The following is a 13,104-nucleotide window of genomic DNA, read 5'->3' on the forward strand; positions in this document are numbered from 1 at the left end:
CGCAGAAGAAGCCATCACATGCATCAGCCGCCGCCCCCGCCCTCCACCGCCGACGACCGGCCACGTGGCGCCCGCTTCGAGCCGCCCCCTTGGACGGGCGACGACCTGCCGCCGCATGTGACCCGGGAGGGCGGACACGAGCCGCAGTTCGCCGACGACACCCTGCGGGGCGCCTCTGTACCCGCCGCAATGGACCGGCACCCGGCCGCGCCTGTGGGCAGGCACGTGGCTGCGCCCTCGGGTCGGCCTTCGTCTGCCCCGGCGGATTCGCCTTCGTCCGCCCCGGCGGATCCGCCCGCGTCCACTTCGGCTGACCAGCCATGGCCGGTCAGCCCTGCGACACGGGGTGATCAGTCCGCCGGCCGACTCACGGACCAGCCCTTTCCAGCCGCTCGCCCGAGGGATCCGGGGCGGCCCGTGCTTTGTTCGCCGAGCAAGGACCAGGCCGAATTCCCGCCCACAGGCTCGGCACCCCGCCCGCCTGCTTTCCCGCCCACAGGCCCGGCACCCCGCTCGCCTGCTTTCCCGTCAACAGGCTCGACCCCCTGCCCACCTGCCTTGCCGCCAACAGGCTCGACACCCCGCCCTCCCGCCTTCCCGTCAACAGCGTCGACAGCCCGCCCACCCGTCTCCCCACCCCCAGCCCCGACCCGCCGCCCACCCGCCTTCCCGCCCCCAGGAACTGCCCCTCCAACCCGCGGAGTTCCCTCACCGCCCTTGCCACCCCGTCGGCCGGCCGAACTGCCGTCCACCCACACCGCCATGATCTGCGTCGCTCTTCCCGGGCTCGCCATCTCCACGGAGCAGGCGCAGATGACCGCGCAGGGGCTGGAGGGGTTCTACCGTGCGGGTCGGCGCGTTCTCGCCCGTTGCCAGGTTCGGGTGGCCGGGCGTGAACCGCTCGCCGTGCAGGCCCGGATGACCGCCGCCGACCAGGCCCGTTTCGTGGGAACCGTGCGTGTCTCCCCGCACTCCGGCCCGGATCCGGACGTCGTGGTCGAGCGTATCCGGCACGCGGACGGGACCGAGCGCATCACCCTGCACAGCGCGGCGCTGCGCCCCCTGCGGGTCCCGCTCGAGGTCGCCCTCGGCACGGACCTGGCAGACCTGGGCGCCATCGCCTCCGGAACCGCCGGCCCCGAACTGCCCGCCAGCGTCCACGACTCGGGCCTGCGCTGGTCCTGCGCCACCGGGAACTCCTCGGTCACGGCGGATCCGCCGCCCGCCGACGCGCTGGCCTCCGCAGGTCTGCTGCGCTGGGAGTTGGAGCTGGCCCCCGGCGGCAGCAGGACGGTGGAGTTACGAGTGCGGCCGGACGGAGCCGGCCCCGTCCGGTCCGCGGGCCGTGCGGCGACGAGCCCGCTCGCAGCCGCACGCGCGTCGGGCGACGATCCCCGGATCGAGTCGCTGCTGCGCACGAGCGTCGAGGACCTCCAGGCCCTCCTGCTGCGCGACCCCGCGCACCCCTCCGACCTCCACCTCGCGGCCGGCGCACCCTGGCGCTGCGGCCTGGCCCCGGCCGAGGCGCTCACCGCCGCCCGGATGACGCTGGCCCTCGGCACCCGGCTCGCCGCGGGCACGTTGCGTACTCTCGCCCGTACCCAACTCGCTGGATCCGGGCCGCAGTCCGGCATGCTCCCTGGGCCACGGCGCGACGCGGGCACCCACCTGCCGCCGGGCTGCACGGGTACGGAGGCCACGCTGCTCTTCCCCGTGCTCCTCGCGGAGGCCCGCCGCTGGGGACTCGCCGAGCAGGAGATGGAGGAACTGCTGCCGACGGCCGAGCGCTGCCTGACCTGGCTGCGGACGACCGTTGGTGACGGCACCTACCTCAGCGACCCGCACCCCGGCGGTCCCGTCCGCTGCGAGACACAGGCCCACGCACACCGCGCGGCGCTTCTCGGGGCGGATCTGCTTCATGCCTGTGGCAGACCGGGCAGTGCCGAGTTGCGTGAGTGGGCGCAGACACTGCGGACGGCATTCCGGGAGGACTTCTGGATCGACGACCTCGGCGGCGGCAGACCGGCAGCGGCGCTCGCCCCGGACGGAAGCCCGGTGCCGCACCTGGGCGCGGCCGCCGCCCACCTTCTCGACACCGGCCTGCTGGGCAACGGCGGACTGGCCGTCGGCCTGCTTGACAAGGTGCAGACCGAGCAACTCGCCCGACTGCTCGGCGGCCCTGCCATGGACTCGGGCTGGGGGCTGCGCGGACTGGGCGCGAAGGAAGCGGGATACAACCCGTTCGGCCACCGCAGCGGTGCCGTGCGGGTTCATGAAACGGCCGTGGCCGTCGCGGGGTTGGCGGCCGCCGGGTACGAGAAGGAGGCGAATGGGCTGCTGCGCGGTGCACTGGCGGCGGCCGAGGCCTTCGGCTACCGGCTGCCCGAGATGTACGCGGGGGAGCAGCGTGCCGACGGAAGCGTTCCCGTCCCGCATCCGGCGTCCTGCCGCCCCGCGGCCACCGCGGCGGCCGCGGGAGTGCTGCTGCCGATCAGCCTCGCGGGCATCCGCCCCGACGCACCGGGCGGGACAGTCACGCTGCGCCCCGTGCACAGCGCACCCCTGGGCGAGATCGTCCTGACGGGGCTGCGGGTCGCGGGCGCACCCTTTTCCGTACGGGTCAGCAGACTCGGCCTGGCCATGGTCGAGGAGGCGGGCGACGGCCTCCAACTAGGAGGGTGACCTCGGACGACGTACCACCGCGGGACGACCCGGAGCGGACGTCGACACGCATTCCGGACCGAATTGGATCAGTTCCCGAAGCGAATTGGATCAGCCACCGAAGTCGCCTACGAAGGGAGTGTTTATCGTCAGGCAGACGACTATGATCGCCGCATGTCCTACGACCCGTCAGCATTTCCGCCCTTTGCCGTCACCGTGGACCTGGTCGTGCTGACCGTGCGGCGCCATGCGCTGTGTGCGCTGGCGGTGCGCAGGGGCGAACCGCCGTTCCAGGGGCGCTGGGCGCTTCCCGGCGGATTCGTACGGGCCGACGAGGACCTGGCGCAGGCGGCGGCGCGCGAGCTGGCCGAGGAGACCGGGCTGCGCGCGCACGACCCCGCCGTACCGGCTCAGGACAACGGTGCCCACCTGGAGCAGCTCGCCACCTACGGCGACCCCAAGCGGGACCCGCGGATGCGCGTGGTGAGCGTCGCTCACCTGGCGCTCGCCCCTGACCTGCCGCCGCCCCGGGCGGGTGGTGACGCCAGCAACGCACGCTGGGCGCCGGTCGAGGAACTGCTGCAGCAGGGCGGTTACGGCCGGGACGGCGAGCCGGTGGCACCGCTCGCCTTCGACCATGCCCAGATCCTGTCCGACGGGGTGGAGCGGGCCCGTTCGAAGATCGAGTATTCGTCGCTGGCCACGGCGTTCTGCCCCACCGAGTTCACCGTCGGAGAGCTGCGCCGGGTCTACGAGGCGGTCTGGGGCGTGGCGCTCGACCCGCGCAACTTCCATCGCAAGGTGACGGGCACGCCCGGCTTCCTGGTGCCCACCGGCGGTACGACGACCCGCCAGGGCGGTCGGCCCGCACAGTTGTTCCGTGCGGGTGGCGCCACACTGCTCAACCCCCCGATGCTGCGCCCCGAGGTGTGACGGCCGCGCGCGTGGAGCGGGCGCCGCTATGCCCGAAAAACCGGAAATAGCACGCTATCTTGCTGCGAGTGATCCAGGCCTTCGGACTGACCAGCAATACCCGCAAGGACCTTCCGCCCGCCGTCGACGACGTCTCCTTCGAGGCGCGTGCGGGCCGCGTCACCGCACTGCTCGGCGCGCCGGGCGCGGGCCTGACGATGGCGCTCAGACTCATGCTCGAACTCCAACAGGGCCGTGGCGTCACCTACTTCAGGGGCCGCCCCCTGCACCGCATCGCCCACCCCTCGCGTGAGGTCGGCGTGCTCCTGGGTGACGTACCAGGACACCCGGCCCGCACTGTCCGCGGTCATCTCCGCATGCTCTGCGCCGCCGCCGGGGTCCCGGTCCGCCGCGCCGACGAAGTCCTCGAAGTGGTCGGCCTGGTGAGCCTGCGCGACGAACGCCTCGGCACCCTCTCGCGCGGCATGGACCGCCGCCTCGGCCTCGCCTGCGCCCTGCTGTCCGACCCCCACACACTCGTCCTCGACGAGCCTGCCGACGGCCTCTCCGCCCGTGAGACCCGCTGGCTGCACGGCATGCTCCGCGCCCACGCGGCCCAGGGCGGCACGGTCCTGCTCACCACGGCCGATCCCAAGGAGGCCGCGCGCAGCGCCGACCGGGTGGTCACCCTGGAGCAGGGCAGACTCGTCGCCGACCAGGACGTCGACGACTTCGCCCGCACCCGGCTGCGCCCCCGCGTCGCCGTCCGCAGCCCGCACGCCGCCCGCCTCGCCGCTCTCCTCACCAAGGAGGCCCGCACCGCACAGCGCTCCGTAGAGGTCGTCCGCGAGAACGGCAACCGCCTCTCCGTGTACGGCAGCACCTGCGCCGACATCGGCGAAACTGCGTTCCGCCACGGCATCCTCGTACACCAACTCGCGGACGAAGTCGGGGACATGGGACCCGGGGCGGGGGCGGCTCCACTGGACGGACCGGAAACAGCCGAGGCCACGCAGTCGCCGACCGAATCGCACACCACCGAAGCGCCCGGCACCGACGCAGTCCGGGCCCTCCACGCCGCACCGCACCACCTGGCGCCGCCCGACACTCCCCAAGAAGCCGAAGCCGAAGCCGAAGCCGAAGCCGAAGCCGAAGCCGAAGCCGAAGCCGAAGCCGAAGCCGAAGCCGAAGCCGAAGCCGAAGCCGAAGCCGAAGCCGAACCGCACGTCTCGGCTCGGTCCAACGCCGCCCTCCCCCTCTCCCCCCTCCCACCCCCCATCTCCGTCCGCCCCGCCCCCACCCCTCTCCGCCCTCTCCGCTACGAAATCCGCCGGGCCGTCGGCATCGGCACCGGCTTCCTCACCGCCGCCGCCGTGCTCCTCGTGTCCGCCCTCACCGCCGTACTCCTGGCGCGGATCGGGCACACCCCGCAGTCGCGGCTGCTCGCCGCGTGGCCGCGGGAGCTGCCGTTGCCGCCCGCCGCGGTCGGGGCAGGGCTGCTCGGGGCGCTGGCCTTCGGTGACGAGTTCCGCCACCCCGCGCTGGCGGCGGATCGCGGCACCGTGCCCCGGCGGCTTGGGCTGCTCGTCGCGAAGCTCCTCGTCGCCGCGGCCACCGCGCTGACGCTGGCCTTCCTCACGATCGGCTGCGACGCCGAAGTGCTCTACCTCGTCTACGGTCGGGAGCTCGCGCAGGTTCCCGCCGACTGGCTTTCGCTGAGCGCGAGTTGGATCGGACTCGTGGTCGGATGCGCCTGGGCCGGCGTGCTGGCGGCCGGCGTCTTCCGGTCCACCACGGCCGGGCTCGCGGCCGTGGTCGCCGTACCGGTGCTCGTGGTTCCCCTCGTACAGAAGGCCTTGGCGGGATCGTCCGTGCGGACCGCGGCCGGTCTTCCGCTGCGGTTGCGGGAGACGCTCCTGCTGCAGTGGCCCTTCGGGGGAGAGCGCTATCTGTCTGCCGCGGTGCGGGTGCTCGCCCAACCCGTGGGCGGCGCGCTGGCGTTGTCGCTGACCGCTCTGCTCTGCGCGTATCTGCTCACGACCCTGCGCAGCAGGGTCCGATGACGACCGTCCGTGTCCGTTCGCCCCACCCTGCGCACAACTCCCCGGGGAAAGCCCATTTCTTTCCGATAAGGCGTCAATTGCGACGGGGTGAGCGATCACCCTTTCGTGTGCTTTTCACCAAAGACCTCAAGGGAGTTGGGGACGGCGCCGACAAAGGATCCGTGAGTACCCTTGCGCACACCATGATGACCGCCGCCCGCTCCGCAGACTCAGGTCTCGCCGGCCCGGGCGAACTCGACCGCTACCCCTACGCCGAGGCCCCCGTCGCCGACCGCGTCGGAGCCCCTGTCTGGGAGAGCGCGGAACCGGAGCTGGGCCGCATGGGCCGGCGCACCGCGGGCAGCCGCGGGCGCGGGCTGCACGGCCAACTCGTCCAGCAGCTGGGCCAGATGATCGTCTCCGGCGACCTGGGCGCCGACCGCCCGCTGGTGCCCGAGGAGATCGGCCAGCGTTTCGAGGTCTCCCGCACCGTCGTCCGCGAGTCGCTCCGCGTCCTGGAGGCCAAGGGCCTGGTGAGCGCCCGGCCGAACGTCGGCACGCGCGTGCGTCCCGTCAGCGACTGGAACCTGCTCGACCCGGACATCATCGAGTGGCGGGCCTTCGGGCCGCAGCGCGACGACCAGCGCCGCGAGCTCAGCGAGCTGCGCTGGACGATCGAACCGCTCGCCGCCCGCCTCGCCGCCGGGCACGGGCGCGAGGACGTCCAGCAGCGCCTCGGCGACATGGTCGAGATCATGGGCCACGCGATGGGGCAGGGCGATGCGCTCACCTTCTCCCGTGCCGACGCCGAGTTCCACTCGCTGCTCATCCAGGTCGCGGGCAACCGCATGCTGGAGCACCTCTCCGGCATCGTGTCGGCCGCGCTCCAGGTCTCCGGCGGCCCCGTCACGGGCTGTGACCGGCCGAACGAGACCTCGCTGGCGCACCACGGCCGGATCGCCGACGCCCTGGCCACCGGCGACGGCGCGGCCGCCGAGGCGGCCATGCGCCAACTGCTCACCGTCCACCCCGAGGTGGAGCGCGTGGTGCCGGCGCCGCGCGAGCACTGACCGCGCGCACCGCGGGTGGCGCGGCCGGGGATGTCTCCCCCTCCTGTGGCATCGCCCGGTCGGCGAACCGCCTCCGTCGGACCCCGCAGGATGGGCGTAATCCTGCGGGGTCCGACGGCGCGACGGGACGTGTGTTCGGGGCGCGAGCCCTGGGTAGGAGGTGTTGGTGGCCTTCTCTGCCCTTGTCTGACCGTTTTTGACCGCTTACGGGGTGTGACTCGGGCCACGCAGATTGGGCGTAACGCTCGTGGGAACAGCGCGATGACCTAAGAGGTGACTGCCGAGGAGGGAATACGGACGCCGTTCGCGGCGCTGTGCATCTTCCCGGCCCCCGCCCGCGCCGTCGGCCCAATCCCCAAAGCCGGCGGTCGGCTCCTGTCCGTCCCGGACGGGGCCGGAAGCCGTTTTCCAACGTTCCGAGAGGTTGTTCGTGTCGGCCAGCACATCCCGTACGCTCCCGCCGGAGATCGCCGAGTCCGTCTCTGTCATGGCTCTCATCGAGCGGGGAAAGGCCGAGGGGCAGATCGCCGGCGACGATGTGCGTCGGGCCTTCGAAGCTGACCAGATTCCGGCCACTCAGTGGAAGAACGTACTGCGCAGCCTCAACCAGATCCTCGAGGAAGAGGGTGTGACGCTGATGGTCAGTGCCGCGGAGCCCAAGCGCACCCGAAAGAGCGTCGCAGCGAAGAGTCCGGTCAAGCGCACCGCCACCAAGACGGTCGCGGCGAAGACGGTGACCACCAAGAAGGCCACCGCCACCGCCACCCCGGCGGCGCCCACCGCCGAGACCTCCCCCGAGGATGAGGCGCCCGTGAAGAAGGCCGCCGCCAAGAAGACGACGACCGCCAAGAAGGCGGTCGCGAAGAAGACCGTCGCCAAGAAGACGGCGGCCAAGAAGACCACCGGCAAGGACGACGCCGAGGTTCCCGAGGACGAGGTCCTCGAGGACGTCAAGCCCGGCGAAGAGGAAGAGGAGGGGGCCGAGAACAAGGGCTTCGTCCTCTCCGACGACGACGAGGACGACGCGCCGGCCCAGCAGGTCGCCGTCGCCGGTGCCACCGCCGACCCGGTCAAGGACTACCTCAAGCAGATCGGCAAGGTCCCGCTGCTCAACGCCGAGCAGGAGGTCGAGCTCGCCAAGCGCATCGAGGCCGGTCTGTTCGCCGAGGACAAGCTGGCCAACGCCGACAAGCTGGCCCCCAAGCTCAAGCGCGAGCTGGAGATCATCGCCGAGGACGGCCGCCGCGCCAAGAACCACCTCCTGGAGGCCAACCTCCGTCTGGTGGTCTCCCTGGCCAAGCGCTACACCGGCCGCGGCATGCTCTTCCTGGACCTCATCCAGGAGGGCAACCTCGGTCTGATCCGCGCGGTCGAGAAGTTCGACTACACCAAGGGCTACAAGTTCTCCACGTACGCCACCTGGTGGATCCGTCAGGCGATCACCCGCGCCATGGCCGACCAGGCCCGCACCATCCGTATCCCGGTGCACATGGTCGAGGTCATCAACAAGCTTGCGCGCGTGCAGCGCCAGATGCTCCAGGACCTGGGCCGCGAGCCCACCCCGGAGGAGCTGGCCAAGGAACTCGACATGACCCCGGAGAAGGTCATCGAGGTCCAGAAGTACGGCCGTGAGCCGATCTCCCTCCACACCCCCCTGGGTGAGGACGGCGACAGCGAGTTCGGTGACCTCATCGAGGACTCCGAGGCCGTCGTCCCGGCCGACGCGGTCAGCTTCACGCTCCTCCAGGAGCAACTGCACTCCGTCCTCGACACCCTGTCCGAGCGCGAGGCGGGCGTCGTCTCGATGCGCTTCGGTCTCACCGACGGTCAGCCGAAGACCCTCGACGAGATCGGCAAGGTGTACGGCGTCACGCGCGAGCGGATCCGCCAGATCGAGTCCAAGACCATGTCGAAGCTGCGCCACCCGTCGCGTTCGCAGGTGCTGCGCGACTACCTCGACTAGGCCTTTTCTCGGAAGCGCCCCTGACCTCGGATTTTACCGGGCAGGGGCGCTTTTGTGTGTGAACACAACGCTCCTAGCCTAGATAACTCGACCTTTGGCATATGCTAGCGGCATGAGCGCAAACCCGGACATAGCCTCCCTCCTCGACTCCTGACTGCTTCACCTGTCCGCCGAGCGGAAGAGCGTGCAGACGATCAAGACCTATGGCGGCGGAGTCCGTGCCTTCCTGAGGTGGTGTGAGGCGACGGGTCGTTCCACGGTCCTTGACCGGCCGACTGTGAACGCCTTCGTCTCTGCCTTGCTGGGCGGGGGAGCGGAGGCGTCCACGGCGCGGTCACGACAGCTGGCCGTGCGCCGCTTCTCGGCCTGGCTCGCCGAGGAGGGCGAGGTCGCTGCCGATCAGCTCGTCAACCTCAAGCCGCCACAGCTCGACCACAAGGTGGTGCAGGAGCTCGACGATGATCAGTGCCGGTTGCTGCTCAAGGCGTGTTCGGGGCGGGACTTCCGTGATCGTCGTGACGAAGCGATCATCCGGCTGATGATCGAGACCGGCACGAGGGCGGGTGAGGTCGTGGCCATGGAGATCAGGGACGTGGATCTCAAGGCTGGCATGGCGGTTGTCAGGCGCGGCAAGGGCGGCAAGAGCCGCACCGTGCCCTTCGGCGCACAGACTGGCCGGGCCATCGACCGCTACCTGCGGATCCGCCGGACGCACCGGCTGGCCGGCCTTCCGTACCTGTGGCTGGGCGACAGGAGCAAGGGTTTCACCTATCAGGCGCTGTACAGCGCGCTGAAGGCGCGCGCCGACGCGGCCGGGATCCCCGACTTCCATCCTCACGTGCTGCGCCACACCGCCGCCGGGCGCTGGCTCGCCGCTGGCGGCTCCGAAGGCGGGCTGATGGCTGTGGCCGGATGGTCGCGCCGCGACATGATCGACCGGCACACCCGCGCCACGTCCGAGCGTCGGGCAGCGGAGGAGGCGCGGCGGCTGAACTTGGGAGATCTCTGATGGCGGGTATCTGGCGACAGGTCCAGCCCGACATGCCTGGCACACCTCTGGTGCACATCGTCTGTGGACGATGTGGCAAGCGTGTGGCGCGGGTGGAGGTCGATGAAGAGGACAACAGCACCGTGACCCTATGGCAAGGGTGGAGGCACCAAGGTGTGCCAGACGTGGAGTGTGCTGATCACGGTCGTCTGGACCTGGACAAGCTGCACCAGCGCATGGCCGAAGCGTCTAGTGCGCTGACCGGGAAGGTTCGCCGGGTTGGCCGTTGTGGCGGTTGGATGTGCGGTGATGTCCGTCCGACCGCTGGATGTGTGGTGGCTGAGCCTGTCCGTGTGCGCAGACTGACCGATCAGGAGGGGCAGAAGCTGCAGTAGATCGTGCGTCGGGGCAGCACCGGCTCAGTGCGCTACCGGCGGGCGATGATGCTGTTGGCTTCGGCCGGCGGGAATCGGGTGCCGGTGATCGCCCAGCTGGTGCAGGCCGATGAGGACACCGTGCGCGATGTGATCCACCGGTTCAGTGAGATCGGCCTGGCCTGTCTGGACCCTCGGTGGGCGGGAGGCCGTCCCCTCCTGCTCAGTCGTGACGAGGAGGAGTTCGTCATCCAGACGGCCACCACACGTCCCACCAAGCTCGGCCAGCCTTTTACCCGTTGGTCGCTGCGCAAACTCGTCGCCTACCTGCGCAAAGTCCATGGCCGGGTGATCCTTATCGGCCGCGAGGCGTTACGTTGCCTGCTCGCCCGCCGCGGCGTCACCTTTCAGCGCACCAAGACCTGGAAGGAATCCCCGGACCCCGAACGCGAGGTGAAGCTGGACAGGTTCGAGGAAGTCCTCGACCGCTTTCCGGACCGGGTGTTCGCCTTCGACGGGTTCGGCCCGCTCGGGATCCGGCCCACCGCCGGTTCGTGCTGGGGCGCGCGGAAACGCCCCGACCGGTTGCCCGCCACCTACCACCGCACCCACGGCGTGCGGTACTTCCACGGTTGCTACTCGGTCGGCGACGACCGGCTGTGGGGCGTCGACAGGCGCAAGAAGGGGGCCGCCAACACGCTGGCCGCGCTGAAGTCCATCCGCGCCGCCCGGCCCAACCGCGCACCGATCTACGTGATCCTGGACAACCTCTCCGCCCACAAGGGCACCGGCATCCGGCGCTGGGCGAAGAAGAACAAGGTCGAGCTGTGCTTCACACCGACCTACGCCTCCTGGGCGAATCCCATCGAGGCCCACTTCGGACCGCTGCGGCAGTTCACCGTCGCCAACTCCCATCACCCCAACCACACGATGCAGACCCGGGCCCTGCACGCCTATCTGCGCTGGCGCAACGCCAATGCCCGCCACCGCGACGTCCTGGCCGCCGAGCGCAAGGAGCGCGCCCGCATCCGCAGCGAGAAGGGCATCCGCTGGGGCGGACGCCCCGCAGCCAAGGCGCATAAGGATCCAGGCGCCGCAGTCAGTCCTGGCGACAGTGGGCAATGAGCTGTGCACCCTCAGCGGTGAGCAACTGCGGCATGAGCAGGCGCAGGGCAGCCGCATGCTGATGGACACGCTTAAGCGTGGCTCGACGGGTCGGGGCCGAGCCGGGCACGTCTTGAGCGGGACCGCATCCGCTCAAGACGTACAGCTCGTCCAGCCACACTCCCCTGGTCCTCGCCCCGTCCGGTGCAACCGGGGCGACCAGCGTCGTCACCACGGGCTCATGCCCGTCCAGGAACCAGACCTCCACGTCGAGATCACTGCTGTGGAAGAGCAGTCCAACGTCAGTCTGCTCCGGGCCCGAGAAACCTGCGTCCTCGACCAGAAACGCGAACTCAACGCCGGCTTCCGCCCGGAATGCCTCTAACAGACCCTCTTGATGCCCCACACTCCGATACTCCGAGGCCATCAGCACCGGCGGAAGACCCCAACCCGGCCAACCTTCCCGGTCACAGCACTAGCAAACGCCGTCCTGTCACCTTGCGAGCGCGTCCGGTACGCTAGCTCGCAAGCTCGTCTAGGTGCCATCGCTTCCCGGACATGTAGACGTAGGCGAGCACCTGCGAACACCACGTTTACCGTGGAGGTTCCAAGGTGGCCGCGTCCACTTCCCTCACCGCCAAGCAGCGCCGTCTCCGCGCTGAGATCGCCGCCCACGAGATGTGGGCCAACTGCGACGACCACCTCGGCGAGGCCACCGGCATCCTCGACTTCGGCAGGGCCACGAAGCTGTTCGGCCCGCGCTTCGCGGTCTCCCGCGGTGCCGGTGCTGCCCTGGAGCGCGCACTGGCGACGCTCTTCCTCGACCTCCACACCCGTCGGCACGGCTACGTCGAGTACGCCGTCCCCTACCTGGTCAGCCGCAAGACCATGACCGGCACCGGCCAGCTCCCGAAGTTCGAGGAGGACCTGTTCAAGACCGGCGTCGCCGACCGTGAACTGTTCCTCATCCCCACGGCCGAGGTCCCGCTGACCAACCTCTACGCCGACGAGATCATCCCTCCGGCGGAGCTGCCGTTGGCACTCACCGCACACACCCCCTGCTTCCGGTCCGAGGCCGGTTCGTATGGCCGCGACACCCGCAGCCTGATCCGCCAGCACCAGTTCGCGAAGGTAGAGATCGTCCGGCTCGTCGACCCGGCGGACGCCGACGCCGAGTTGGAGAAGATGATCGGCCACGCCGAGGCGTGCCTTAAGGAACTCGGCCTCGCCTTCCGCGTCATCAAGCTGGCCGCCGGCGACACAGGCTTCTCCGCGCAGCTCACCTACGACCTCGAGGTCTGGATCCCGAGCCAGAACACGTACCGCGAGATCTCCTCGGTCTCCAACTTCGGCACTTTCCAAGCCCGTCGGGCGAACATCCGGACCCGTGGCGAGGACGGCAAGCCCAAGCTCGTCGCCACGCTCAACGGCTCCGGCCTGCCCATCGGCCGCACCCTGGCCGCTCTCCTTGAGCAGTGCCAGCAGCAGGACGGTTCCATCCTCCCGCCCGAATCCCTCGTCCCATACCTCGGCTTCCGCCGGATCTCGGCGGACGGAACACCGGAGGCATAGTGCTCGTCGGTGTCTGCGACTTCCCTGGTAGCTACGCTTTTCCACCCGCCGGATACGGCGGAATCGAACGATGGCTATGGGCGGTCGCCACAGGCGCCCGAGCCGCAGGCGCCGACGTACACCTCCTCGGGCCGGGCTGGCTCACGGACCTGGAACACGACTGGGTCCGCAAGCCGGTCCGCCTGGAGGACATCAAGCCCGGAACCCTCGCCGAGCGTGAACTGTGCGACAGCGGCTACGACCTCCTGGTCGTGGGCCACGAATACCCACCGCTTCCGACCTGGACTCGCACATGGAGCGAGTTGGACTGCGACGTCGCCACATTCCAGCACTCGCCGGTCTTCCAGCACACCGCCAGCGCCTTCGACGGCCAGCGGTCGCGGCTCTACTGCTACTCGCCCGAGATGACGGAGCGCTA

8 protein-coding genes and 1 pseudogene are annotated in these 13,104 nt (G+C 70.3%); 8 read left to right on the plus strand and 1 reads right to left on the minus strand.

Annotated elements, in window-relative coordinates:
* The first annotated feature begins 762 nt into the window (after window positions 1–762).
* The 7 genes from ACQEWB_RS36425 to ACQEWB_RS36455 all read left to right on the plus strand — a co-directional run bounded on the left by ACQEWB_RS36425 (window position 763) and on the right by ACQEWB_RS36455 (window position 11,135).
* Window positions 763–2,682: a glycogen debranching N-terminal domain-containing protein gene (locus tag ACQEWB_RS36425; protein WP_432844199.1), complete on the plus strand. Its 1,920-nt coding sequence runs from the start codon at window positions 763–765 to the stop codon at window positions 2,680–2,682.
* A gap of 153 nt (window positions 2,683–2,835) precedes the next feature.
* On the plus strand, window positions 2,836–3,594 hold the full coding sequence (locus tag ACQEWB_RS36430) for an NUDIX hydrolase (RefSeq protein WP_432838720.1): 759 nt from the start codon (window positions 2,836–2,838) through the stop codon (window positions 3,592–3,594).
* 68 nt (window positions 3,595–3,662) lie between these two features.
* Window positions 3,663–5,636, plus strand: a complete 1,974-nt coding sequence (locus ACQEWB_RS36435) for an ABC transporter ATP-binding protein (RefSeq protein WP_432838722.1) — start codon at window positions 3,663–3,665, stop codon at window positions 5,634–5,636.
* Between the two features lie 161 nt (window positions 5,637–5,797).
* Entirely contained in the window at window positions 5,798–6,685 is an 888-nt protein-coding gene (locus ACQEWB_RS36440; protein WP_432838724.1) for a FadR/GntR family transcriptional regulator, read from the plus strand.
* Between the two features lie 430 nt (window positions 6,686–7,115).
* Complete coding sequence (locus tag ACQEWB_RS36445; RefSeq protein ID WP_432838726.1) at window positions 7,116–8,648, plus strand: RNA polymerase sigma factor; 1,533 nt, start codon at window positions 7,116–7,118, stop codon at window positions 8,646–8,648.
* A gap of 163 nt (window positions 8,649–8,811) precedes the next feature.
* Window positions 8,812–9,657: a tyrosine-type recombinase/integrase gene (locus tag ACQEWB_RS36450; protein WP_432844201.1), complete on the plus strand. Its 846-nt coding sequence runs from the start codon at window positions 8,812–8,814 to the stop codon at window positions 9,655–9,657.
* Window positions 9,658–10,031: 374 nt separating this feature from the next.
* A complete protein-coding gene (locus ACQEWB_RS36455; RefSeq protein ID WP_432844203.1) occupies window positions 10,032–11,135 on the plus strand; it encodes an IS630 family transposase in 1,104 nt (367 codons plus the stop codon).
* On the opposite strand, the gene ACQEWB_RS36460 is transcribed toward ACQEWB_RS36455, so the two are convergent.
* Entirely contained in the window at window positions 11,110–11,520 is a 411-nt protein-coding gene (locus ACQEWB_RS36460; protein ID WP_432838728.1) for a hypothetical protein, read from the minus strand. The two genes, ACQEWB_RS36455 and ACQEWB_RS36460, sit on opposite strands and share 26 nt — an antisense overlap.
* Window positions 11,521–11,810: 290 nt before the next feature.
* Here ACQEWB_RS36460 and serS point away from each other — a divergent pair.
* A pseudogene (serS, locus tag ACQEWB_RS36465) lies at window positions 11,811–12,686 on the plus strand (serine--tRNA ligase); the annotation flags it as partial.
* Between the last annotated feature and the right edge of the window lie 418 nt (window positions 12,687–13,104).

This window comes from Streptomyces sp. CA-249302 (assembly GCF_050936785.1).
Classification (GTDB): domain Bacteria; phylum Actinomycetota; class Actinomycetes; order Streptomycetales; family Streptomycetaceae; genus Streptomyces.

Excerpts from the sequence above, each read along its gene's own strand:
- ACQEWB_RS36425 (WP_432844199.1), top strand. The coding sequence starts at position 763 with ATGATCTGCGTCGCTCTTCCCGGGCTCGCCATCTCCACGGAGCAGGCG.
- ACQEWB_RS36430 (WP_432838720.1), top strand. The coding sequence starts at position 2,836 with ATGTCCTACGACCCGTCAGCATTTCCGCCCTTTGCCGTCACCGTGGAC.